Annotated in this window: 17 protein-coding genes and 4 pseudogenes; 11 read left to right on the top strand and 10 right to left on the bottom strand. The window is 59.8% G+C overall.

Annotated elements, in window-relative coordinates:
- The first annotated feature begins 117 nt into the window (after nt 1-117).
- The gene (locus AAHB17_RS19030; protein ID WP_342132369.1) at nt 118-2,754 is read left to right on the top strand and encodes a LuxR C-terminal-related transcriptional regulator; all 2,637 of its coding nucleotides are present in this window, start codon (nt 118-120) and stop codon (nt 2,752-2,754) included.
- A 242-nt stretch (nt 2,755-2,996) separates the two neighbouring features.
- On the opposite strand, the pseudogene AAHB17_RS19025 reads toward AAHB17_RS19030, so the two are convergent.
- Nucleotides 2,997-3,191, bottom strand: a pseudogene (locus AAHB17_RS19025) (transposase domain-containing protein); the annotation flags it as partial.
- 13 nt (nt 3,192-3,204) lie between these two features.
- On the opposite strand from AAHB17_RS19025, the pseudogene AAHB17_RS19020 reads away from it, so the two are divergent.
- The 3 genes and pseudogenes from AAHB17_RS19020 to AAHB17_RS19010 form a co-directional block, all read left to right on the top strand.
- Nucleotides 3,205-3,414 (top strand): annotated as a pseudogene (locus tag AAHB17_RS19020) (transposase domain-containing protein); the annotation flags it as partial.
- Between the two features lie 214 nt (nt 3,415-3,628).
- The gene (locus AAHB17_RS19015) at nt 3,629-3,904 is read left to right on the top strand and encodes a type II toxin-antitoxin system RelE/ParE family toxin (RefSeq protein ID WP_342132368.1); all 276 of its coding nucleotides are present in this window, start codon (nt 3,629-3,631) and stop codon (nt 3,902-3,904) included.
- A gap of 8 nt (nt 3,905-3,912) precedes the next feature.
- Nucleotides 3,913-4,236: pseudogene (locus AAHB17_RS19010) on the top strand (HigA family addiction module antitoxin).
- Nucleotides 4,237-4,252: 16 nt separating this feature from the next.
- Here the strand turns inward: AAHB17_RS19010 and AAHB17_RS19005 are convergent.
- The 6 genes and pseudogenes from AAHB17_RS19005 to AAHB17_RS18980 all read right to left on the bottom strand — a co-directional run.
- Nucleotides 4,253-4,386 (bottom strand): annotated as a pseudogene (locus tag AAHB17_RS19005) (L-aspartate oxidase); the annotation flags it as partial.
- 355 nt (nt 4,387-4,741) lie between these two features.
- Nucleotides 4,742-5,461 (bottom strand): hypothetical protein, encoded by a 720-nt coding sequence (locus AAHB17_RS19000; protein ID WP_342132367.1) that lies wholly within the window; start codon nt 5,459-5,461, stop codon nt 4,742-4,744.
- A gap of 62 nt (nt 5,462-5,523) precedes the next feature.
- Nucleotides 5,524-6,267 (bottom strand): hypothetical protein, encoded by a 744-nt coding sequence (locus tag AAHB17_RS18995; protein ID WP_342132366.1) that lies wholly within the window; start codon nt 6,265-6,267, stop codon nt 5,524-5,526.
- Between the two features lie 44 nt (nt 6,268-6,311).
- Nucleotides 6,312-6,878 carry a hypothetical protein gene (locus tag AAHB17_RS18990; RefSeq protein WP_342132365.1) on the bottom strand — a complete coding sequence of 189 codons (567 nt, stop codon included), beginning with the start codon at nt 6,876-6,878 and terminating at the stop codon, nt 6,312-6,314.
- 171 nt (nt 6,879-7,049) lie between these two features.
- Nucleotides 7,050-8,558, bottom strand: a complete 1,509-nt coding sequence (locus AAHB17_RS18985) for a tyrosine-type recombinase/integrase (protein ID WP_342132396.1) — start codon at nt 8,556-8,558, stop codon at nt 7,050-7,052.
- Between the two features lie 34 nt (nt 8,559-8,592).
- Entirely contained in the window at nt 8,593-8,832 is a 240-nt protein-coding gene (locus AAHB17_RS18980) for a hypothetical protein (RefSeq protein WP_342132364.1), read from the bottom strand.
- Nucleotides 8,833-8,982: 150 nt separating this feature from the next.
- Between AAHB17_RS18980 and AAHB17_RS18975 the strand changes: the two genes are divergently transcribed.
- Both AAHB17_RS18975 and AAHB17_RS18970 read left to right on the top strand, forming a co-directional pair.
- Nucleotides 8,983-9,198 (top strand): helix-turn-helix domain-containing protein, encoded by a 216-nt coding sequence (locus tag AAHB17_RS18975; RefSeq protein ID WP_342132394.1) that lies wholly within the window; start codon nt 8,983-8,985, stop codon nt 9,196-9,198.
- Nucleotides 9,199-9,533: 335 nt separating this feature from the next.
- Entirely contained in the window at nt 9,534-14,798 is a 5,265-nt protein-coding gene (locus tag AAHB17_RS18970) for a hypothetical protein (protein ID WP_342132363.1), read from the top strand.
- Nucleotides 14,799-14,862: 64 nt separating this feature from the next.
- Here AAHB17_RS18970 and AAHB17_RS18965 read toward each other — a convergent pair whose 3' ends face one another.
- Both AAHB17_RS18965 and AAHB17_RS18960 read right to left on the bottom strand, forming a co-directional pair.
- Nucleotides 14,863-15,723: an HNH endonuclease gene (locus tag AAHB17_RS18965; RefSeq protein WP_342132362.1), complete on the bottom strand. Its 861-nt coding sequence runs from the start codon at nt 15,721-15,723 to the stop codon at nt 14,863-14,865.
- On the bottom strand, nt 15,720-17,288 hold the full coding sequence (locus AAHB17_RS18960) for an AAA family ATPase (RefSeq protein WP_342132361.1): 1,569 nt from the start codon (nt 17,286-17,288) through the stop codon (nt 15,720-15,722). Before AAHB17_RS18960 ends, AAHB17_RS18965 begins: the two co-directional genes overlap by 4 nt.
- Before the next feature lie 389 nt (nt 17,289-17,677).
- Here AAHB17_RS18960 and AAHB17_RS18955 point away from each other — a divergent pair, with 389 nt between their 5' ends.
- From AAHB17_RS18955 to AAHB17_RS18940, 4 genes are all read left to right on the top strand, one after another.
- Nucleotides 17,678-18,070 carry a VOC family protein gene (locus tag AAHB17_RS18955; protein WP_342132360.1) on the top strand — a complete coding sequence of 131 codons (393 nt, stop codon included), beginning with the start codon at nt 17,678-17,680 and terminating at the stop codon, nt 18,068-18,070.
- A 235-nt stretch (nt 18,071-18,305) separates the two neighbouring features.
- Nucleotides 18,306-18,932 carry a class I SAM-dependent methyltransferase gene (locus AAHB17_RS18950; protein WP_342132359.1) on the top strand — a complete coding sequence of 209 codons (627 nt, stop codon included), beginning with the start codon at nt 18,306-18,308 and terminating at the stop codon, nt 18,930-18,932.
- A gap of 430 nt (nt 18,933-19,362) precedes the next feature.
- Nucleotides 19,363-20,448, top strand: a complete 1,086-nt coding sequence (locus AAHB17_RS18945; protein ID WP_342132358.1) for a hypothetical protein — start codon at nt 19,363-19,365, stop codon at nt 20,446-20,448.
- A gap of 139 nt (nt 20,449-20,587) precedes the next feature.
- Nucleotides 20,588-21,511 carry a potassium channel family protein gene (locus AAHB17_RS18940; RefSeq protein WP_342132357.1) on the top strand — a complete coding sequence of 308 codons (924 nt, stop codon included), beginning with the start codon at nt 20,588-20,590 and terminating at the stop codon, nt 21,509-21,511.
- Nucleotides 21,512-21,965: 454 nt separating this feature from the next.
- On the opposite strand, the gene AAHB17_RS18935 is transcribed toward AAHB17_RS18940, so the two are convergent.
- Nucleotides 21,966-22,400 (bottom strand): HU family DNA-binding protein, encoded by a 435-nt coding sequence (locus AAHB17_RS18935; protein WP_342132356.1) that lies wholly within the window; start codon nt 22,398-22,400, stop codon nt 21,966-21,968.
- 280 nt (nt 22,401-22,680) lie between these two features.
- Here AAHB17_RS18935 and AAHB17_RS18930 point away from each other — a divergent pair, with 280 nt between their 5' ends.
- Complete coding sequence (locus AAHB17_RS18930) at nt 22,681-23,142, top strand: helix-turn-helix domain-containing protein (protein WP_342132355.1); 462 nt, start codon at nt 22,681-22,683, stop codon at nt 23,140-23,142.
- Nucleotides 23,143-23,359 lie beyond the last annotated feature (217 nt).

Here is a 23,359-nt window from a genome sequence, read left to right as displayed (position 1 = left end):
CGCAACAGTGGCAAGTTGCTCGTACTCCGCACAAGCTGGTTCGCACGGATGACAAATTCAGGAATGATTGACGGTAAGTTGCGGCCCGCGTCGGCAGATGCAGGCCAAGTCCGGCGCGTGCGCATCGTCGAACTCGCGCGGCGCGAAGCACGGCTCGTCCTGATCCGTGCTCCGGCGGGATACGGCAAGACCACTGCGATGGTGCAACTGCAGCGCAGCCACGAACAGTCCGGGACTGCTACAGCGTGGCTGACTCTGGACGCTGGTGACAACGACATCTCGCGCTTCATGCATTGCCTGACCGAGGCTCTGCGGCGGCTTCCGCAGTTTGCTGGTCGGTCCGCTGAGGAGGATGTCGCCGACGCTACCCTGTTCGGGAGGCTGGCACGCTGCAGCCAGCCCTTCGTACTTTTCTTCGACGACATGGAGGCGGTGCACAACAAGGCCGTGCTCGACACGCTGCAATACTTGGTAGATCAGCTTCCGGCCTGCGGCCAGCTCGTCATCGGTTCGCGGACCCTACCCGAACTGCGGCTAGCGCGGATGCGGGCGCGTCGGCAACTGGTGGAAGTGGATGCGGGGGCCTTGCGCTTCTCGCTCGCCGAGACGCGCGAGCTTCTCGGCCTGCAAGGCCACAGTGCGCTGGCCCCAGACGACGTGCAGCGCCTACACGTCAAGACCGAAGGCTGGATCGTCGGGCTTTGGCTGGCGTCGATGGCGCTGGAAGGCCATCCGTCCAAGTCGGCGTTCATCGCACGTTTCTCCGGCTCCAGCATGACTGTAGCCGACTATCTGCTGGACGACGTGTTTCGGCAGCAAGGCGACGAAGCGCGGGACTTTCTAATGCGCACCTCCGTGCTGAGGGTGTTGACGCCCCCTCTGTGTGAGGCGCTGGTCCCGGGGGTGGATTGCGCGCGGATGCTGCGCGAACTGAGCGCGCACAACGTGATGCTGACGCCTATCGATGCGGGCGAAGGTGGCTACCGCTATCACAGCCTCTTCGCCAGCTTTCTCCAGGCCCAGTTGCGCCGCCACAGCCGTTACGATTTCGCCGCTCTCCACGAGGCGGCCGCGCGATGGCTTGAAACCCATGGGCGGCCGATTCAGGCGATCGACCACTTGCTGGAGGCTGACCGCGTGGATCGCGCGCTGGCCCTGATCTCCGAACACATGATGACGCTGCTGGCTCAGGGACGGATGCGGCTGCTGGCGCGCTGGTTCTCGGCGCTGCCGAAGTCGGCGCTGGAAGCGCATCCGAGGCTGCAGATCGTGCAGATATGGGCCGTGTGCTTCACGCGTGGCCCCTCGGAGGCGATGGAACGGCTGCAGGACAGCGGCCTGTCGGATTCGGAGGATCCAGAAGTGTGGCCCCTGGTCTCTTCGCTACAGCCAGTGCTGCTATCTATGATGGACCGTTACGATGAGGCCTGCGAGATCGGCCAACGCAGCCTGGCGCGGCTGCCGAGCCAGGTCGGCTTCGCCGACGACGTGCTGATCAATATCATGTCGCACCTCTTCGCGACCAAGGGGCTGTCCTTCGACGCGCTGCGTTTGATGGATAGTGGCCGGCAAGCACCTGTCAGTCGCCGTAGCGCGCTCAACAGCATGTACGCCGAAACCATGGAAGGCATGTTGGACCTTTTCGAAGGCCGCATCCATGAAGCACAGGCACGATTTCACATGGCGATCAAGAGCAGTTGCGTCAGTAACGAGGGGCTGACCTACGGCAACGCATGGCCAGGAATCCTCTATGCGGCATCGGTGTACGAGCGCAATGACGTCGCGACCGCCGCCGAACTGCTACGGGTATACCTGCCGATGGCGTGCGACGCGGGGCTGGCCGGCCACATGATCCATGGCTACCGAATGCTCGCGCGCATCGCTTTTGACGAAGGCGACGTGGACGAATGCTTTCGCCTGCTCTGCGAACTCGAAAGCCTTGGCCACCAGCGCAAGCTTCCACGCGTGGTTGCCAGCGCTCACCTGGAGCGTTCGCGCGTGCAGTTGCTGCAGGGTCGCGCGCCCGCGGCGCATGTGGAACTTGAGCGCGCCAACAGCGGCGTCTGGCGCAGTGTGTCGCATTTGCGGTACCTGTTCGGAAACGATGCCGACGATCTGACGCTGGGCCGGTTGCGATGGGAAGCCGTCGCCGGGGATGCTCGGCATGCGGCACTGCGCCTCGCGCGGGAGGCTGCCGACGCGGCGGCGGCGCACCACCACCGGCGCGCCACGGCGCTGCGCTTGGTGCACGTGATTGCGCTGATCCGCTGCGAGAGCACCGAGTCGGCACTGAGCCTGCTGGCGCAGACCCTGAGGCGCTGCGCCACGCAGGGCTTCATCCGTTTGATTCTAGACGAGGGACCGACTATGGGCATGCTGGTCGGCCGCCTGGCGGCATCGCTAAACCTCGGCGACACGGCGACGACGGCCGATCCCCTGGCCTTCTATGTGCGGGAACTGGTGCAGGCATTTGGTGGGCAGGTTGACGGCTCGCACGAGGAGGATCACCCACCCTCAGGGGCCAGCGTGAAGGCCACGGGCGGAGTACGGCTGCTGCTTGATCCCTTGACGCAGAAGGAACTGCACGTGCTGCGCCTGTTGGCGGATGGGTATTCGAACAGCGCTATCTGCGAGAAGCTCTTCGTCTCAGACAGCACAGTGCGGACCCACCTGCGCCACATCAACAGCAAGCTCGCGGTCGGCAGCCGCGCCCAGGCCGTCAGCGCGGCGCGGCAGTTGGGGCTTATTCGCTGAACGGGCGCTGTGCCACCATCTGGCGTCGAAGGTGCGCTCTCGGTAATCGCTACGGCGATAGAGTTACTCGACGAGGTTCTTTTCGTCGGAGATCGCGCCGCACTTTGCGTGTGCATCTCGGGTCGAAAAGGGAGCGCCTCGCCGCGAATTTGACCGACTTCCCACTGTCGGTCACGCTCAGCGCAGTCCATCGGTATCCGGCAAAGTCATCTTGACGGACAGCACGAGGCTAGCGCCGCACCTCAGATGGCTGGCAACCAGCGATGCGGCAGCAGCTCGTCGATACGACTGGCCGGATGCGTTGGCAACCGCTCGAGCACGTCCTTGAAGTACGCGTAAGGTTCGTGCCCCTTGATGCGTGCAGAGTGCAGCAGGCTCATGATGGCTGCGGCCCGCTTGCCCGCACGCAGGCTACCGCTGAACAGCCAGTTCGACCGTTTATGCGGAGTTGCGCATAACCGCAACAATTGGTTATTCGCAGGAAGCTTGCGTGCCGGACAGCGGGCGGCCGCCGTGATGAGTTTGATCCAGTCGGCACGAATGAACGGGCATGATCCATATGCCATCTATCTCAACGATGTGCTGACCCAGCTGCCCACGCACATGGCAAGTCGCATTGACGAGCTCTTGCCGCACCGCTGGCACCCCGCCCACGTCTGACCATCAGCCATGACCGCACGGCGCGATCAAGGTGGGGTTCACCGCGCGCATACATTGAATTGCGGGGTCAATGCTGATGCATAGCCTCCGACTGTTGAAGCCCTGACTGGAGTTTCTATGGGTGGCGGGCTACCAGGTGCCGCATCGAACGAAGTTCTGCGCCTGTTCGATAGTATCAACTTCATCCGTGCTGCGTGGCGTTACACTACACAAAATGATCAGGACCTTTGCACACAAGGGCATAGAGGCCTTCTTCAGAAAGGAGCCAGGCCTCATTCAGGCGGTGCATGCCGACAGGTTAGCCAGGCAGTTGGCGCAGCTGAACCAGGCTCAGGCGCCAAAGGACATGAACTTGCCGGGCTGGAAGTTGCACCCGCTGTCTGGGGCGCTTGATGGGCATTGGTCCGTGTCGGTCAGCGGCAATTGGCGGCTGACGTTCCGGTTTGATGTTGGAGATGCGATTCTGTTGGACTACCAGGACTACCGCTGAGGAAAATGATGACCAGAATGCACAAACCTCCCCACCCCGGTCAGACATTGCGAGACGACGTTTTACCGGCCCTGGGCATGAGCGTTACGGACGCAGCAAAAGCCTTGGCCGTGACTCGTCCGACTCTTTCGCGCGTTCTGAATGGTGCGGCTGCGGTATCCCCTGAAATGGCCTTGCGACTGGAGCGCTGACTGGGAGTTGAGCATGGAGGGCGTGCCGATGTATGGCTGGGCATGCAAGCGGCCTACGACCTGTGGGCAGCACAGCAGAATGCCAAAGCACTCATTCGCAAGGTCAAGCCACTGTCGGCAGAAGCACTGGCTGCTGCTTAAACCAAGGAAAGACTGGAAGGAATTCGGGAGGTTGGTGCGAGGTGTCCAGGTGCACACAATCCAGTCCATGTTGTTTCTTTCGGCATCGATGGCAAGCGCCACCACGTCGCGGGGCGCCAGTTCAAAGCGGTCATCGTGATCGGGCATGAAACCCCGGGCGCTGTGCGCAGGCTGCAACTTGAGTTTGCCCCTTTCAAAACCCACGCAAGTTGCTCAGCGCGTCCACCTGCAACGACGTGTTTTGACAGGCCTGTTCCTTCGGGTCCTTTCAGCCTCCTTAACGGCTCGTAAAAACAAGATCATCAGAACGCAGGCGATCACGATGCCAATGATCATGACCACCTTCAGTGTGGCGTTGGTCTCGAACATGTTTGTTGACAGCAAGTGGGAATATCCAGGTTGGCAGACTGGCGGCGCTGGGCCCGATACCCCAGCTCATGGTCACCCAGAGCTGGGCTCAGGCCACTCACCTGTCAACGTCTACAAAGTCTTCACAGCTCCGTGCTCAGAGCCAACCGCACACATCCAGCACAGCGCGGCGGATGCGCTGCACCTGATCGGCATCCACGTCATCGGTTTCGTTCTTCTCCGGGTTCCAGATCGCGGTCAGTGTGGCCACCAACGCTGGGTGGCGCTTGCGTAGGGCACGCAGCGGGTAACGCAAGGCCTCCATCCGAAGCTCGCGCAACGCGCTCAGGTTGGAGCGCTGGCCCATGAGTGAGGTGTCACACTGATTGAGGTGCAGGTACCACCCACACGGGGCGAAGAAAGCCGCCACCGCCCCCAGGCGCCGCTCGTGCTTCAGCAGCCCTGACCGGCTGAGCATCACGTTCATGTCGGCAATGCTCAAGTCCAACGCCAGACGGGGTGGGTTAACCTGCCCGCCCACCGTTGTCTGAGCCAGGCTCATGACCGGGTCGGGCATGACCAGGAGGTATGCATCACACAGACCACGGCCCCCGAAAGCGTCTCCGAAAAAGCCATCCAGCGACGGCTCGCCCAGCATGGGAACGGCATGCAAGATGTGCGACGTCCGGTGCTCATGCAGCGCGTTGGGCGCGATCATCACAGGAGACTTCACGGCCGAACGCGTGGGCACGTACCCTGGCACCGCAACCGGTAGCGGCGACCGGACTGGCGTGGCAGGAGCCTGCATGTGGGCGTTGAATGCCGACGCGGATTGGGCCTGGTTGCGGTCGGTCGAGTGGGGGTTGGTTTTCAGCATAGGTGGTGTGGTCAATAAGATGGATGAGTGGGTTCAGCTGACTCGATCACGGGCTCGTGCATTCAAGTTCTCATACTTCGTCCTGTTGTCAAGGCCGCGTGCACCCATAAGCGTGAGAAGAAGATCGCCGCCCCGATGCGCGCCACACGCTCGGGCGCATGCGTGGTCACGCTCCTGATCACCCGCTCGTCTTCCATCACCACGCTCAAGGTGTTGCCCAGCTCGGCGTTGTGTCTGCAGAGGTAGTTCAGCGAATCGCTCAGCAATGCCATGCGCACCGCCCGCGCGGCGGCCATTCCCTCCGGGGTGTTGAACTCACGGGAAGGGATACGTCCTGACTTGGCCATGCTGTCCCAGTAGCGCAGTACGCCGCTGTGGTACAGAAAGGTGGCCAGGTGCGTCGGTGCCGCATCGGCGGCGGAGATGAACGGACCGCGGCTGGCCCGCTCCGCCGCTCGGTGGGCCAGGCGGTATGGCCAGTCGACAAAAGTGACCACCGCTTGCGCATTCGCGACCGACGCCACCGGTGCGGTGTGAACACCTGTGGCATCTGAGGTCCCTTGAGCACCAGCACCACTCTGAGCACCAGGTGTGATACGGGTGTGGAAATAGGCAGCGATCAGCTCATTGGTCATGAAGGCGTGGGTCGCGAAATGCTCCAACGCCTTGCTGGACGATCGCAGGCGCTCGGCATGGATCCGGTTGCGCAAGGGGTAGTAGAGCTCCCACGGAAAGGTGGGCAAGGTGCGGACCTCCTCACTTCTGGGCAGCGAGGTCGAACGGTGGCTGGAGGACTGGGATTTCATCGGGGATCCAATCGGGATGTGATGTGCTCGCTCAACGTTGGCGTTCATTCGCCCCGGTCTGCAGGTCGTTTTCCTGCTTTGCGGGTCTGCCGTGCCTTCGCCGCCCCAGTCTTTGCCGGGGTGTTTGACGCCCATTCCTGCAGCACCGCCGCTGCTGGTGGCCAGAGGTGGTAGTCCTGCATGCCCCAAGGTGGTGTGCCGACCACCTCCAACACGGGCACGCACACCAGGTCATAGACCGCTTCGTCGGTCTGCACAGTCACGCCCAGCAGCTGATCCGTGAACGCTTGGCACAGCGCATCGGCCGCCGCCTGACCCATCGTCTCCAACTGCGAGGGGTACATCTGCAGGTTCAACACGCCACGCAGGTGGTAACGGGTGATGGACTCGCTGGTGCCTGAAGGTGGGGTAGGCATTTCAGGAATGCCCTCCAGTGCGTCGGGGTCCACCCGTGCACTGCCTTGTGGGGCCAGCGTAAAACCAAGCACATGGCTGCCGGCTGCTGCGGGGCGCGCTGCTTGTTCAGTGGTGGGCTTGGAGGTGTTGCCTGGGGTCGCAGTCGCTGTCGTGGCAGCGGTTTTGGCATCAGAGGTGGTGTTGGTCTTGCTCATGTGAATTCCTGGTTAGGTGAAATGCAGCGTCGAAACGGTTGAGGACCCAGCAGCGGGCGTGGCTCTGCCCTACCCAGCGCCGGCGGTGTTTCAAAACACGTGCTGCGCTGGGGTACTGGTCGGGATCGGAGGTAGAGGCGGAAGCCGGGAGGTGCCGGTCAGGCGTTCAGGTCACACCACGAAGGCGTCACCATTGGCCCGAGACGGACGAGCACGCGGGGGCGGCTGGGACCGGTCCGGCTTGGCGGTGGACCAGGCCCAGGGAATCGCGCCGTCGTCCCCGACACCGCTGCCAGCGGTCCGAGAGGCACCCATTGCCTTGTCTGCCGTCGCACGGTCGACCCCACCCGAGACCAGCCGGTGGGTCTTGGCGCCACGCTGGGAGGCCTGATTGCCGTCCGAGGTGGCGAGGAAGGCCGACAGGGTGCTCTGGTTCTCGTCCGCGGAATCGAAGCGTTCCCGCGCTGCCTCGCCCAGTGCGGGCTCGTCCAGCCGGATGACCGCCCCGGTCACGGGCACCGTGGAGATGTGCTGGGCCAGCATGCGCTCCATGGCCGAGCCATCGCGGCGCGTCAGGTTGGGCACGTACCGGCTGTAGACCCGGAACAGCATCTCCGTGGTGGTGTGCCCCAACTGGCGTGCGATCCACTCCGGCGCCTCGCCCGAGGCCAGCCACAGGGTCGCGGCCGTGTGGCGCATCTGGTAGGCCCGGCGGTGATCGAGCCCCAGGTGGCGCAGCAGGGGTGACCAGACCCGGTTCAGGAAGTTCTTGTTGTCCAGCGGCTGCCCCTTGCGGTTGCAGAACACGTAGTCAGAGAGCTTGCCGGTGGCCTTGAGCTGGCTCTTGAGGGCATCGACCACCAGCTGGCTCATCTGGATATCGCGCAAGCTGCCGTCGGTCTTGAGCTCGTCCTCCTCGTTGAGCACGATGGCCTCGCGCACCAGGATCAGGTTGCGCTCGAAGTCGATGTACTTCCACTTCAAACCGTGGACCTCTCCCGTGCGCATGCCGGTGAAGAAGCGCACGACGAAGTAGTTGCGGTAGTCGACCCGGACGGTGCTCAGGATGCGCTGCACCTCGTCGAGCGAGAACGGGTTGACATCGCTGCGCTTCATCTTCAGCGGCTTGATGTTGCGAAACGCCGAAGTAAACTCAAACCGGTCGGCCGCTTCGTTGAGAATCTGGCGCAGCGGTTTCATCACCGCGTTGATGCGGCGGTTGGACAAGGTGCCTTGGGATTTTCGGGTGGTGACTTTGGCGAGTGAAGCCCGAAATGCCAGTACGTCTGCCTTGGTGATTTGGCCGACCTCCTTGTCCCCGAAGTAGGGGGTGATGTACTTGTCGATGGCGCCGCGCTGCGTCACGCGGTAGCTCTTGCGCCACAGCACCTCCGTCTCGGTGAACCAGACCTCGATGAAGTCCCGCAGCAGCGGCGTCTTGCCCACGCGGGATTGCACCATCGACGCCACCAGTTCGGTTTGCGCCTGGGGTGCCTCTTCGACCGCGGTGGTGGCGGCCGTCGGCAAGGGCTTGCCAAAGGTCTTCTGGTAGTCGAAGGTGCCCAGGGCAATCTCGCCTTCGATTCGCTCCAGGGCTTTTTGGAGGCGTTTGCGGTTGGCGACGTTGTCTGGCAGCACTGTGTACTCCCGCAGCCTCCGCCCCGCGAATCTGAAGTCCATGAAGAGCGTGCCCTTGCTCTCCAGTCGGCGAATGCTACCCATGGAGAACGCTCCCGTTGGCCATGGGAATGGAGCCAGCGCCGGCCGATGAGGCCAGGGCCATGTCGACTTCAATGTGCTCCCAGATGTAGAGGGTCTTGCGGCCTCCGAATGGGCGGATGTAGTGCCGCCCCTCCAACAACACGCTGTCCTTCAGGCGTTCGCGGATGGTTCGGCTGTCATACTTGATGCGAGCTGACAACTCGTCTGTGGTGAGGTAGGTTGCGGCCGGCACTATGCACTCCTTAAGAAGAATGGGACAATCAAGACGTCAAAACCCACGCCATCGTGTCTTTTTGTCGTCTTGGATGACATTATGAGTGCGAAAATGTCTTTGTCAACTGCTTTTTGTCATTCAGAATGAAAAAAATACTTGGAGCATGCGGTGGTTAAGTGCCATCTGTCCCGATTGATGGGGGAGCGCAAGCTCAAGATCATCGATGTGGCACGCGACACCGGCTTGCATCGGAACACGGTGACCTTGCTTTACCAGGAAACCGCCACCAGGGTCGACCTGGATGCGATCGAGCGTCTGTGCCGCTACTTCAACGTGTCTGTTGGAGATCTTTTCGAGATCACCGGCGAACAGGTCTCACCCTGATCTCGCACCTATCCTTTGAGCGAATGGGTTTAGTCGTGCGCCGATGAAGGTTCGGTCAAGGCTGACTGCAGTCGCTCATCGAGGTCGTGTTGAACGCCAGCTTCTTGACCCTTTAGAGCCGTTCCGGACGTCTGTCCAGGGTAGTCGCCCAGATTTTTGAGTGGAAGTGCGGCGGCTTCGGTAGTTCTTTGGCGGTCCACATGGTTAGTGCTGCTGAAATTGCGTTCGAGAACCTACGACGCGCTGAATGCCTATATGCCAGCAAGGTGCCTATGCCCACTGCTGCTCGCCGACATATGTGTCAATAATGCAGAGCAACAAGCACTCGAAAGTAGATGACGCAGTCCAAGAAAACATCGAAGTCCACCCCGCCTCGCGGAGGCATCGCGAAACGCGCGACCGCGACGCTGCGGTCGACGAGTGGGGCCGGTTTCGAGTTCGAGGACCTGATAAGTGCCTGGCAGTTAGTGAAGGCCCTGTCAGGTGAGCAGGTGCCAGGTATTGGCGGCGTGGTCACACAGGTCCAAGCCCAAGTCTCGACCTTAAGGTGGCGTATCGACGACCTGCTGCTGACAGCCCAGGTGGCCGGTGTGCCGCGGCGGCTAGCGATCTCGGCGAAGGGCAATTTGCAGGTGACTGCGGTCGGTCTCCCCGCTGACTTCGTTACGCGTTCCTGGGAGCAGTGGCGTGACCCTCAGGGGCCATTTAACCGCGCGACCGACGGGCTAGCCTTGGTGACACTCGACGCACATCAACAGTTCAACTCGGCGTGGCGTGAAGTCAAGAACGCGTGCAGCGGCACTGACAAAGCGCTTGCGATGAGCCGCATCCGCAGCAATGCGAGGCAGTCACGCGTCTTCGACAGCGTCCAGAAGCCCGGCGGCGGGTCTGACGAGGAGACCATCGAGCTAATTCGCCGCCTGCACGTGCTGCCAACCGACTTGCAGCTTGCGCACTCCGAGAACGAGATCCAGGGCATCGCGCAATGCCGTCGTTTGCTCGTGTCGGGACGTGACGACGAAGCGCAGGCTCTTTGGAAGGATCTCATTTACGTCGCGAAGGAGGTGCGTCTTAGCAGCGGGACCATCACCATCCTAGACCTGTTGTCCTTGCTGCGGGGCCAGTTTGGCCTCCGCCATCATCCGGACTTCGAGCGTGATTGGGAGACACTATCCAACATCACCGCGGACCATACGGCGCGTATTGAGACGGAGTTACCGTCTGGCTACGTCGTCCCGCGAACAGAGGAGAAGGCGTTGCTCCAGGCAGTGATCGCCGACAAACCGGTCACGGTGGTCTTTGGGGAGTCTGGTTCGGGCAAGTCGGCGCTGGTCAAGTCGGTTTTGGACGGCGCTTATCCATCTTGGAACCAAGTGTGGTTCGGCCCGGAGGACCTGAAGACGGCGCTCAGTGCGGCGCGCCGTGGTGCCCTTCCACTGACGCACGAACTTTCGCAAGTACTGAACGCCACGGTGAAGCAGCAGAACGTACTTGTCATCGACTCGGCGGAACGTGTTGAGGCTGGCGAGTTCATTGTCATCCGCCAACTGCTTCAAGCCATCCTGCCAAATGACGGAGAAAAGACGTTGGGTGCGTGGCGGGTCGTCATCGTCATGCAGACGCAGAGCTGGGTCCAAGGCGAAGAGACAATCCTGGGCGGTCGGAAGGCATGTTTGGTCGAGGTCGAAGGGCTGAAAGCCAATGCTGTGAAGCTAGCGCTTCTGCAGTCGCCCAATTTGGGCTGGTTGGCTGCGCATGACGAAACCATCGCGGCACTGGCGAACCTGCGGACATTAGCGTGGGTCATTCAGGCGGGGGAGGCGTTGAGGTCAACCGCCGGTGGACTGGCGTCACACACCGCCATAGCTGACCGCCTCTGGAAGTACTGGACTAAAGACCGCGCCGACGTGCAGGCGTTGGCGATGCGCCTCGCCCAGCGAGAAGCATTGTTTGAGAGAAGCTTCGCGTTGACTGACTTGCAGCCGGCGGACACGGCAACGTTCACGCAGCGGCCCGAGGAGCTTCCGCTGCACTTGAATGAGCGAACCAACCGCATCGAGTTCGAGCACGATCTTGCAGCGGATTGGTCGCGCTTTCAGTACCTGAAACAGATTTGGACGGACACGTCGCAGTGGACCGCCCTGGCCGTCAATCCACTCTGGACGAACGCACTCCGAATGCTCGGCCAGTTTTTGCTGCGACAAGCGGCCGAGACTGGCACTGCCTGGGACGTTGCCTTCGGAGCCGCAGAGGCAGCGAAGATCGATGTGGCGGGTGACATCCTTCTTGACGCTCTTTGCTTGGACCCCGACGCCGAGCGCTTTCTGAGCGAACGCGCCAACCTCCTGCTCAACGACGGCGCTCAGCACTTCACGCGTCTGCTTCTCCGTTTCCACCACATCGCGACGGTCCCAGCGAGCGGTGGAACGGGCTTGGACGCTGCGCTTGGCCTGTACATTGAGGCGCAATACCGCTCGATCGTCTTCGGCCGATGGCCACCCGTTCTCCGCTTCCTCATTGCGCAGCGGGAGCGACTAGCTGGGCTGGTTTCACCCGCTCTAGCGAAGGTCATCGAGACCTGGTTGACAAAGACGCCAACTACGCTGAGCAGCGGCAATCCCATGCCTTTCCGCCTGGAGATGGCTGAGATAGCGCTCGCCATGGCTCGGAACGTGCAGGTTGAGAAGGGCCACGGCGTGATTTACCTGATGCGTGAGCCGTTGCTGTACACCGCACCGCTTGCAGGGATTTCCGACCTGCCAACCGAGGTCGGAAATTGGACGCTCGAACTTGCAGGACGTAGAGAGGTCGACGCTGACGTCAAGCGGCGAATCTCCGAGGTGCGGCGTCAGCAGTCGACGGCCCACGCAGAGCGTCTAAAAACCGATTCCGAATACAAGGCGCGGCACGAAGAACTAAAGCGGATACCGCCATCACTAGGATCGTTCCGAAAGCGGTTGCCACCTTGGCCGCTTGGAGCCAGCTCCAGGGTCGATATGGACTTTCGAACTGCCTGCATCAAGGAAAACGGCATCCAGTCTCTGATGCGAGTTCAGCCTGAGCTGGCGGCCGAAATCCTGCTTGCTCTCATCATTGAAGACCAACCGGAACGGGAAGACGGTTCCACGCGGTTCGAAATCGACCTCGGACTAGAATACGCTCAGGACGCTTACCCGACGGCCTTCTGGAAGAGCCCGTTCTTCCCCTTCTTTCAGATTGCCCCAGAAACCGCACTCACCGCGCTCATCGCGCTGGTGAACTTCTGCACCGAGCGCTGGGTTGCCGGGGTCATGAAGGAGCGCTCCTGCGAGATTCCCGGGGTGACGCTGCAGTTTTCGGACGGGTCGAACAAGATATTCCGCGGATGGTGGCAGGTATTCGGTTGGCCGCAAACCAATGACCTGCACAACGGCAACCTGTATTGCGCTCTCGATGCGTTGGAGCGTTGGCTTGTGCAACGGCTCGACGCGGGTGAGGACATCAGTGCAGATCTCGAGAGAATTTTCCAGGAGGGAAACTCCGCGGCACTCGTCAGCGTGCTCCTCAACGTGGCCAAGTATCGACCGTCCCTGCTGACAGGGCCCCTCTCCATCCTGGTTACGCACCCGAGCCTTTTCTATTGGGACAGCGTGCGCGTTGAGCACGTTGGTCAGAACTTCATCGCTTGGAGCTGGTCCCGTGCAGGTGAGGCGATGTTCAACTTTGCCCGTGACTGGACCTTGGCGCCTCACCGCCAAGAGAAGTTTGTCGATGTCGTAGTAAAAGTCTTGTTGGCCGATCAAGACTTTGCACAACGCATTCAAGCGTTGTTGCCGACCTGGTCGCTGCCAGAAAATCCGAAGGAGGCGCTCGAATTCAAGCTGCTCTTCGCCGCACTTGACCAGAACAACTATCCGACCGCTATCGATCAGGAGACAGGCGTAGAGAGGCGGAACTTCGTCTGTCCCGCCCAACTAGGCCTTGAGGTGCAGTCTTGGCAGGACGATTCCGCGCCCATCCTTACATACCTTCTCATGCCAGAGAAGTGCGAGCGGCGACTTCTGGGCGGCAAACCGCTAACCGACGAAGAGGCTGCGTACCTCTTCAACTTGTTGAAGGAGTGTGAGACGGAAGCGGACGGAGACGATAAGGAGGCAAAGTTGAAATGCCGCTTCGCTGCTGCCGGCACGCTCGTAGCGTTGGGCGACGCATGGTTCACCAAAATTCCTGAAGCGCGGAAGCGCTCGCTCGAAATCCTACGATCCGGTGTGGCGGCGGTCGCGTCGACGAGAGAAGATGTCCAAGGGCTGCGAATAGACCACCGTGACGAACTGAAATTCGTCGCCTATGCAGTCATGCCGCTTTGGCTGAACAATGGAGATAGTGGCCAGGAATGGGAGGACGCCGTCCTGCGACTTCTGACAAGTGGCGACCAACGTGCCGTCGCGGTTGTGATCAACATCGCCTACGCCAATAGGGATCAACTTGGTCACGCATGGTGGCGGTTACTCCGTGTTGGGCTGTTCTGGTCGGGCCTCCGCCTGCTCGCGCCGCGACACGGTGACGGTGACGATGTCGAGAACGTCTGGAATCGGTGGCTCGCACGACTACGGTGCTTTCCACTCCGTGGACAAAACTCGACACCGGACGATCTCGATTTCAAACGTGTGGTCGCGGGCCTAGAACGCTTGGATTTCCGACGTCGGATGAGGCGTTACAGAAAAGGCGACCAGCCTTGGTCGAGAAAGCCGGAGCGTGATCGAGGCGCTTCGTTGGACGGGCACTTCCTAGAGGTCCTGTTCAAATGGCTCATCGAAGGAAATGGCACTGGCGACCACGACCTTGACTCGCGCTTGGTGCTGCGTATCTGGGACTACGACATCACTCGTGCAAAGTCGAACAAGAAGAAAGAGGGCGAGTACGACTTACCTAGCCAGAGTCTCGGCTACGGCATCCTTCAAAAGCTTGGAGCCTTGGCAATCGCGGCGCCCGCTGTGGATGCGCGTGCAGTTTGGGAGCCAGTGCTTGCCCACGGTCCAGCTGCGCACTACGCGTTGAAGCACTTTATTCACGGTTTTTTTCTGCGTCTCGGGAAAGGTGAAGATCCAGTTGCATTCGAACGCATCTGGCGAGCCATCGCGGAATATGGTCTCGCAGCCGATTGGTCTCCACCTGGCCTCTGGTTCCACGGCGAACGCTTGATTTGTGACCTGCTCGGCTTCGGGAACGAGGAGGCCCTTTCCAAACTACCCCCAGACGCGGCGCTGAGAATGCAGGAGTTCTACGAACGCTGGGCTTCTGCACACCTGGCACGCGATGATGAATGCGTAACCCGCTTCTGCCACTTCTTGACGACAGACTTCGGATCGACACTGCGCCTTGACGGGCTTCGCTGGCTCGCCGCCGTGCTAAGGGAACACGAGCATTCCGCTGGTTGGTACCGCGAGCGCGCTGGCGACGCACTTGTTGAACTCGTTGCGGAGGCGTTGAGCTCCGATGCACAGGCCCTGTCACATCACGCGCAGGCTCGGCAGGCGCTTGTCGAAATAGCTGCTGCGCTTGCTGTCGTGAACAGTCCGACCACTTTGGCTCTCCAGGAGCGCGTGAAGCAGCTTCGATAGAGATCGAGGACAGGCTTGAATTGGTCAAGGGATGCAGCATCAACTCTACTGGCTGCAGTACGCCCTATGCTCGCGCACCGTAGCCACCTTCGGCGTACCAAGCACTTGTCGCGAGCGCCCGATACAGCGCGGCTTTCCAGGAGTTTGGCGAGTGATGTGTCAGACCTTGAGCCCACTTGGCGAGATGCGATTGGATATCCGCTGGAGAGCCCATCAAGCAAAGGACGTCGGCGTTGCTGGCCAGCTCGTTGGCCGCCGCCACGGCATAGCGCCCAGCGAGGTTCAGTTGCCCAAAGTGATTGCGTACGCGCCTGGCAAGCTCGGGCGACCACGCATCGACCTGAGCGACGCTATAGGACACCGAGGCAGGCGCTGTCTCGTTCAACGAGGCGGTCAACCATGTTGTGTTTTCAATCGCAGCGTCCTCAAAATACGGATGCAGGGCAATGTTGTCGACAGTCGTGAGCCCCCCGCTCATTGTCTTGTTGCAGGTCTCGCAACAAGCAATCAGGTTCTCGCAAAGAACCGAGAACTGTGGATAGCGAGACTTCGCCAGAAAGTGGTCCAAGGTGAAAACTTGACCAAGCCCACAGTAGGGACAGTTCGAATGGGCAGGCAGTGCCATCAACCTGTCGTAGACCTTGCGTGCCTGCCCGTCCTTCCCAACCATGGTGTGGCTATAGAGGTCTGTCAGGTCCCCTTTGCTGATAGCTCCACAAACGATCTGGTCGGTATTTCCATGAAGGAAGGACTGCGCGGAGAACAAGGTGTGTTGCCCGGCCATTGCAACATAGGCCGCATAGTGTTGGACAAGGTCATCTCGCGCGTCAGTGAATCGGTCTTTGTCGTCTTGTGCATCGAGCTGACCGACGCAAGCATCCAGGAGCGTGGCGGAATCGAATCCCGAGCAATCCAATCGCTTCATTGCTCACCGCCGCGATTCGCCCGTTCCCGGATCATGGCGCGCAGTTGAGCCTGCGCCTCAAAGCCAAGCTGCTCACCGAACTCCAGACAAATGCTCTCAAACGAGCCCCCTTTGTCGACGGCTTGCTGCAAATTGTCGTGGAACCCCGACTTCGCCACCTCCAGACCAAACACGGCTCGTGTCAGGACACCAACGTTCTCCCCGAACGTCTCGCCGGACGGACGCTCATAGCTGCCGGCACTACGGACGCGTGAGATCACCCATACACAGCCTCTTGGCACCTCCTGCAGCACCACGGGCGAATGGGTTGCAATTACGGCGACGGCGTTACGGTGATTTAGGAGATCAGAAAGTGCGCGGATAAACGAAGATAGCAGTGGCGGATGCAGATGGCTCTCCGGCTCGTCGAGCAAAACCAGAGTCTTTTCCTCCATGCAGTCGACCAGCTTCGTAATGGTCAGCAAGACCACTGCGTGCCCCGAGCTGAGTTCGTCGAATAGAGTTCCCGCCGCGATCTTCAGCTCCGTCTCTTTAAGTTTCATTAGGTCTCTAAGCGCAATATCCTGAAAATTTCGATCAGACTCAATGCGCCCAATGGCATCAGACCAGCGATCTCGCTTGCTATCCAAGCTAATGCAGGAATGCACTGCCTCAACGAACTCTTGCCGAAGCTGCATCCTTGTTTTCACCTTCCGCACTTCGACCGTCTCTCCCTTCTCGTTCACATCTTTCACGATGTCCTGCATGCCAACGTAGAAGTAGGCCACGCCAGCCGATCGATCTTGGTCAGGGGATGGCGGAGGTTCGAATGGATCGAAAGCGCTGAACGATACGGAAACGACGCAGCTGAACTCTGACGCATCGGAGGGGGTCTCTATGAAGTGTTCACTGACTGTCAGGACCATAGGTCGATTCTCTTGATTGGTGTGGGGCGCAATGATGGACCGCACCATGTTGTTGAGAATCGTCGTCTTTCCCACGCCGTTGCGACCAATAAGGACATGGAGGTTGGTCGAGGGCGTGGTCATCGGCTCGACCTTAAAGTCGAGCTTGAACGCTGCGCGCTCCGCCTCTCCAGGGTCCTTGTAGCGAAAGCGGAATGGTGTCAGCACCGATTTTCCGTCAATCACCCGGCGGTACTGACCCAGGATGGCTGAGATGCTCACGTCGCGCATCAAGGACTTCGCGAGCACCGCTTCGCCCTGAACTGCCTGAAATATCTCGTCGTGCGCTGCTATGTCGCCAACCAGTTTAAAGTACACACTGACGACAGAAGGGTCGACCTGATCCTGTAGCGACTTGTAGTAAGAGACATCCTGACCCAGCGAGAAGATATCTGGCGAGGCTTGCTCCTTCACATGGTTCAGTGTCCAGCCATCGACCTGACCACGGTATCCGACTCGCGTCTGCCCAATCTTGAACTCGGTGCCCGCCTTGTCTACATAGAAGACATAGAAAGTCGTCTTGAACCCGAAGTCATCCCAGTTATTGGGATAGAAGTAAAAGGTATTTGGCTGCCGAGGCGGATTGGATACGCTCTTTTCCTCGAAGACGAGACTGGTCATTGGTGGCTCTCCTGATGCGATCTGCCTAATTCTCGCAACTATTCTTTGCTGCGGTGTAGCTCAGAGACTGACCCCGAGGCTATCCTCCCGCCAAGTTGCCGCTTCTTGTTGGCATACACACCCACCGAAAACGGTGATTGAGGGCTTCTATTTGTAGAACGTCCGTAGAGCGCTGCCCTCAACGACCGTTTACTGGGTCCCAGTGACAGTAGCCCATGCAGTGTTGACAGACCGCTCCCGCTGCACACCGGCCGGCCGCGCTGCGATATCGGCTTCAGGCACTGAGCGCCGAACTCTCGCATCAATGGTCGACCGTGATCACACTCAGCGTAGACTCGCGCCGCCGGCACACCGCTGGCCATGAGAACACTTTAAGGAAAGAGCTAGACATGTTGAACCACGTGATGGTCGGCACCAACGACATTGAACGTGCCAAGCGCTTTTATGACGCCGTGCTCCGCGTGCTGGGCGCGGGAGAGGGCGTGCTCAACGTGAACGGAACCGGCCAGTCTCGCCTGTTCTACCGCCACGACGGCAGCACCTTCGGAATCAGCCAGCCTGTCGACGGCCAGCCGGCCACTCACGCCAACGGCGGCACGATCGGTTTCAAATGTCAATCCGCTGAGCAGCTGCAAGCCTTCCACGACACGGCCATCGCGCATGGCGGGACCTCGATCGAGGGCGCGCCTGGCCCCCGAGAGGACAAACCGGGCGCCATGCACCTGGCCTACGTGCGCGATCCGGATGGCAACAAGCTCTGCGCGGTCTACCGGCCCGCGTAAGCCCGGCGTGAGCGAATCGCGCCTGCCTTGACACCGGCTTTGGGCGGACCAGAGCATGCGCCGTTCGTTGGCTGCTCCTGGCCGAGACCGTGATTCCGCCGGTGCGCGCCGAAGCGGCCTGTCAGCGCGACATGGTGGTTCGAGAGTGCCCCCTATGAGCCCCTGAACTCGATCGGAGAGCGTTCAGGCTGTCCAGTATTTCGGGTCAGGGCGGTGCTGTATGAAATGATGCGGTATGCCATTGAGTTCCGAAGACCTGCAACAAGTCGCCGCGCGCACCCTGGCGCACTACGAGCAGAACGCCCAGAGCTACTGGGAAGGCACGCGCGACCACGACGTCAGCCAGAACATCGCGGCGCTTCTGAAGCACATTTCCGGGCCACCGCCTTTTGACCTGCTGGATTTCGGCTGCGGGCCTGGGCGCGACCTGCACGCCTTTACCGCGCTGGGCCACCGCGCCGTGGGCCTGGAAGGCGCACCAAGCGTGGCGGCGCTGGCGCGCCTACGCAGCGGCTGCGAGGTGCTGGAGCAAAGCTTCCTGCACCTCGAACTACCCGCGCAGCGTTACGACGGTGTGTTTGCGAACGCCGTGCTGTTCCATGTGCCCCGCCCGGTGCTGCCGCAGGTGCTACGACAACTGCAGGCATGCCTGCGGCCGGGCGGCGTGCTGTTCAGTTCCAACCCGCGCGGCAATGGCCAGGAAGGCTGGAACGGTGAGCGCTACGGCGTGTTTTACGACTGGCCAACCTGGCGCGCTTTGATGATGGCCGCCGGCTTCGACGAGTTGGATCACTTCTACCGTCCCTCGGGCCTGCCGATCGAGCAACAGCCCTGGCTGGCGAGTGTGTGGCGCAAGCGCTGAGACCTAGACACGACTGCTGTGCGGCTGATAGTTTCGGCGGGCGGATGCTTGGTTTGGGTCGGCTCTCGATCGTCTTGGTCATGCACTTGTCCTGCGATATGGCGCATGACCAAGGACCTCTGTCGGGCTCACCAGCGAACTGACGGAGCCGGCCAGGAGCGGACATTCGGGTTGGCTCCGAAAGCTGTCTCTCAATGCACCTTTTGGGGTATGTACCCGAGGGCAATCGCGACCTAGAATGGCAAAATTTTTGCGGGATTTTTTTACTCGAGTTTAGTAGTGACACCCAACCAACAATTTAAGGGATACCAATTTGTTATCAAGCACTTGGACCTGTAGGGTAAACAAGATTGGGCCGCAGCGATCAGATACAGGTTGTGCCAGCTTGCGGTCTACATTCCTTTAGGTATCAAAGGAGGAAGCACCGAATATGGATGATGCAGTAGAACCAAAGCCTTCTTGCTTTGTAGTGATGCCTTTTGGGAGGGATGCCGAAGAGCAAAAATGGTTTCGAGGATGGTACGAAGTTGTCATTGCTCCTGCCATTCACGCGTCTGGGTATGAACCTGTCCTTTCCGCAGGAGAAGAGCAGCCAGGAGCAATCAACGACGAGATTCGGGCCCATCTAGCATTCGATCCGATGGTCCTCGTAGATCTGGGGGGGTTCGAGAAGACCGACGATCCGAACCCCAATGTTATGTACGAGCTCGGGATTCGCCATGCGCTAGGCCTTCCGCTGGTGATCATGGCTTGGGAAGGGCAGCGTCTGCCATTCGACGTTTCGAATCAGCGCGTCATCATGCATGACCGACAGCTGCTTGATATTGAAGTTAACAAGAGAAAGATTGTCGCGTTTGTTCAAGCGGCGTCGGAAGGAAAATACTACAAACCCATGGATGCGGTTGGTCGGATGGCGACGATCGCTGCGGCCTCAGGAGCACTGGGGAAAGACGACATCCTCTCCGCCCTTGTTCAAGAAGTGCGTGAGCTAAAGGGCTCTGTGCATGAAGTCGTGAGCGCGCCGAAGCCTGACATCAAGTGGGATTCGACCTTGCCGTTGAAGACGATTTGGAACCAGAGAAAACTGCGCAAGAGTTTGTTCGCGTACTTTGAGTCAATGGGTGGTACTGCAAAGACCTGGAATTCTGTTCTGAAGCACAGAGTGTCGGTTGAATTCGAACGCGAATCGGCAACATGGACAGACCAACGTTGGATGGAGTACGTCGCTTCCGAGTTCGAGCCCAAACCGAAGCCGATCGCTGCTCCAATAGTTCGAGTACCTATTCCTCCGCAGATTGCCCTGCCAGTCGATGACGAATTGATTGAGAAGGTGAGGTCATGCTTACCGGATCAGCCTTGGCCAAAAGATACGCACAAAGTGGTCATCTCTCAATTGGGGATTAGTAGCAGTCAGTACACGCGTGCTGTGAACGTCCTGATAAAGCGAGGGGTATTCAAGAGACAGGTAGATGGGGTGCTGTTCGACGCGCCTGAAGCAGGCGGTCCTGATGCCTAACAGGCCGTTCGACAACGACCTCCAACGACATTGCCGTTAGGTGCCCAGAAAATCCTACACATGGCGACGCGATACCGTTGCGCGCCGGTCAACTCCGACGTTAGATCGCTCAAATAACATGCCACCACTTCGCCACCTCGTGCTAAAGAGCAAAACTGTTACTGTTACCATCTGGATCGTGTCGGTCCTGATCTTTTCCCTCGCGTACTGGTGCGCTTGGGTAGCTCGGCCTGACAGCTTTATCTTGAACAGAGAGTTCAATCTGACGCCGTACGATCAACTCCTAGCCAAGCTATGGTCGCCGAGTGCCGGAGCCATGTGGAACTCCACAGCGGTTTCGTCTTCAACGTCTGCCATTGAACTGGACGAATTCTCCAAGATCGTTGGCGAAATTGATCGAGAAGCGACTTCGGCGCAGGTCCAGCTACGCGCGTTGGAACGAGAGCAGGCCGCAATTGAACTAGCTGCGAAGGCAATATACGAAGAGCATTCGGCAAAGCTTTGGTCAAACGTCGAGAAGTACAAGCAAAAGGCTGTCGCCGCCGAATCCGCTGCGGTTGAACGTGCTACAACTGTTGTCGATGCGCTAACTGCCGCTGCCCAACGATCGCCATCGCCAGCCGCAGCCATCGCCGCTGCCAACGCAAGAGTTGCCCTCGCAAAGGCACAGTACGCATTGGCTGTCCGTCAAGGTGACGCCGGTGAATATGCGCTTCACCACCTGCGGGAACTTGCCGATCCGGACGCATCCGCGAAGTTCGGAGCGACGGAGGCCAAACTCGCGACTTTGCGCCAAGAGCAGAACGACCTCATAAGAAGGCTAGGCGATCTTCGCAGCCATGCTTTTAAACGCCTTGAAAATTGGTACTCAACTCGCACCGGAAGACTTGAGTGGATTGACTTCTTGTACTTCAGTGTCGGAGTCTCCACGACGACTACCTTCGGCGACATCGTTCCAAACAGTCGACTCGTTCGAATGGTCGTCTTGACTCAATTGATCTTCAGTGTTTTGCTAGTTGGCTACCTCGTCAGTTTGCTTGGCCGTCCGCAGGCAGCGCCATAACCCATCTCGACAGCGGATCGCCTTCAGCGGCCGCCGAACTCAAACGTTAAATGTCCGCTTTCCAAGCTGCCGAGCGTCTGCTAAGGGTCGACAGTGTGAGTTCGGCCCTTCGAGCAGCAGACATCCGACCGCGAGTTGGCGGAGCAACCTGCGGCCTGCCACGCTGGATGACTGCAGTCCCCCCGATACCTGTCGTTGATGCCCTCGTGCTGCTGGGTGAGCCGATGACGGCTTCGTGCCAGGCACCGTGAAAACAATTCCCGGGAGCGACCGACGGCTGTCGCTGCACTCCTGCCTTTGGAAATCTCGTCTAGGAAGCTACCCGGCAATTGGGCCTCTATGCGATCCCGCCCAGCGGACCCGCTCACTACAGGTAACCGCATATGAAAAATACGGCTGCGCAAAAAATGCGCGCCAGGCTAGGCGAGCATCTTTTTTGCAGTAGACCGATGAATTACAAGGCCGCGTCTTTCACCTTCTTGAAGAAACGGGCCTTGACCTTCACAGAGGCCGGCTTGGCCGCAAAGGTACGCTCTTGCTTGGTGAACGGATCAATGCCTTTGCGGGCCTTCTTGGCCGGAACTTGAAGCGCCGTCACCTTGACCACACCAGGCCATGAGAACTCGCCGGCGCCCTTCTTGTTGATGGAGGCCAGCAGCGTGGCTTCTAGTGCACCCAAAACCGCCTTGACCGCCTTGGGTTCCTGGCCAGTGGTTTCGACCAGGTGCGCGAGCAGCGTGGTTTTATTGAAAGTGGTTTTGATAGGCTTGAGAGCCACAGGCGCGGCAGCCGGCTTCTTGGCGGGTGCTGCCTTGGCTGCAACCTTCTTGGGTGCGGTTTTTGCGGGTGCGGCCGTTTTGGTGGCAGGAGATTTTTTTGCAGTTGCCATGTGACTGTCCATGTGTAGGTTGTAGATACCGAGGCGCACATCGTCATGGCGCGCACGGATTTTAGGGTGCGTGTGGGTAACTGCTGTTGAGAATTTCACGCGGCACTTTCGGCACGCCATCACATACCTCGCCGCCGTGTGAATCAGCTGCAAAAGCGCCGGCGCAGTCGATGCGGCAGGACTGACCTAGCTTCGTCAATTGATTTCAACAAAGTCGGATGAGCAATCTTGAAGCCTCCTGTTTTGCAGCGACTTCCGCACGCGCGCTAACATAGGCCCCATGAGTACATTCGCAAACACCCTCAAGTCGGAAATCGCCCGCGTGGCTCGCAAAGAGTTGAAAGACGAAGTGCAGGCCTTGCGCAAAGCAACGTCTGCGCACCGGACAGAAATTGCAGCACTCAAACGCGATGTCAAGGCATTGGCGGGTCTGCTGAAGCAAGCTCAGCGCAGTGCCGCGAAAGCAGCGCCTGAACCCAAGGCTTCGGAAGCTGAAGAATCGACATCGCGCGCTGGCCGTACGGCGCGATTTGATGCAGAGAAGCTGGCTGCGCACCGCGCAAAGCTGGGCATTTCGCAGGCCCAGATGGCGACGCTGATCGGTGCATCGGCGTTGTCGGTGTACAAGTGGGAATCGGGCAAGGTGCAACCGCGTGCGGCACAAGCTCAGCAAATTGCTGAGGCGCTCAAACTCGGCAAACGGGCGGTGGTGGCTCGTTTGGCGGAAACCACGCCCGCTTGACCGGCATCGAGGTCGGCTCGCACAAATAGTGGGCCAAACCTCCGAACCCCGAACTGACATAGAGTCGTCTGACGGTCACTCCGTCTGGAGCATCTCGACGGTGACGCCGTACTGATCCATCAGCACTTTGATTTCGGTGATCGTGGCCGCCTTCTCGGCCTCGACATCGCGCTCGGCAGTGGCAAAGAAGGCACTTGCCCTGCTCACTAGCTCCTTG

Source organism: Hydrogenophaga sp. OTU3427, from assembly GCF_038440225.1.
GTDB lineage: Bacteria > Pseudomonadota > Gammaproteobacteria > Burkholderiales > Burkholderiaceae_C > Hydrogenophaga.
The sequence above is the reverse complement of the archived record's forward strand: the minus strand, read 5'-3'. Positions and strand labels throughout refer to the sequence as shown.

What these genes read in the sequence shown, in the direction of transcription:
- AAHB17_RS19015 (WP_342132368.1), top strand. Translation starts at nt 3,629, where the DNA reads ATGATCAGGACCTTTGCACACAAGGGCATAGAGGCCTTCTTCAGAAAG.
- AAHB17_RS19000 (WP_342132367.1), bottom strand. Translation starts at nt 5,461, where the DNA reads ATGCTGAAAACCAACCCCCACTCGACCGACCGCAACCAGGCCCAATCC.
- AAHB17_RS18995 (WP_342132366.1), bottom strand. Translation starts at nt 6,267, where the DNA reads ATGAAATCCCAGTCCTCCAGCCACCGTTCGACCTCGCTGCCCAGAAGT.
- AAHB17_RS18990 (WP_342132365.1), bottom strand. Translation starts at nt 6,878, where the DNA reads ATGAGCAAGACCAACACCACCTCTGATGCCAAAACCGCTGCCACGACA.
- AAHB17_RS18985 (WP_342132396.1), bottom strand. Translation starts at nt 8,558, where the DNA reads ATGGACTTCAGATTCGCGGGGCGGAGGCTGCGGGAGTACACAGTGCTG.
- AAHB17_RS18970 (WP_342132363.1), top strand. Translation starts at nt 9,534, where the DNA reads ATGACGCAGTCCAAGAAAACATCGAAGTCCACCCCGCCTCGCGGAGGC.
- AAHB17_RS18965 (WP_342132362.1), bottom strand. Translation starts at nt 15,723, where the DNA reads ATGAAGCGATTGGATTGCTCGGGATTCGATTCCGCCACGCTCCTGGAT.
- AAHB17_RS18960 (WP_342132361.1), bottom strand. Translation starts at nt 17,288, where the DNA reads ATGACCAGTCTCGTCTTCGAGGAAAAGAGCGTATCCAATCCGCCTCGG.
- AAHB17_RS18955 (WP_342132360.1), top strand. Translation starts at nt 17,678, where the DNA reads ATGTTGAACCACGTGATGGTCGGCACCAACGACATTGAACGTGCCAAG.
- AAHB17_RS18950 (WP_342132359.1), top strand. Translation starts at nt 18,306, where the DNA reads ATGCCATTGAGTTCCGAAGACCTGCAACAAGTCGCCGCGCGCACCCTG.
- AAHB17_RS18945 (WP_342132358.1), top strand. Translation starts at nt 19,363, where the DNA reads ATGGATGATGCAGTAGAACCAAAGCCTTCTTGCTTTGTAGTGATGCCT.
- AAHB17_RS18935 (WP_342132356.1), bottom strand. Translation starts at nt 22,400, where the DNA reads ATGGCAACTGCAAAAAAATCTCCTGCCACCAAAACGGCCGCACCCGCA.
- AAHB17_RS18930 (WP_342132355.1), top strand. Translation starts at nt 22,681, where the DNA reads ATGAGTACATTCGCAAACACCCTCAAGTCGGAAATCGCCCGCGTGGCT.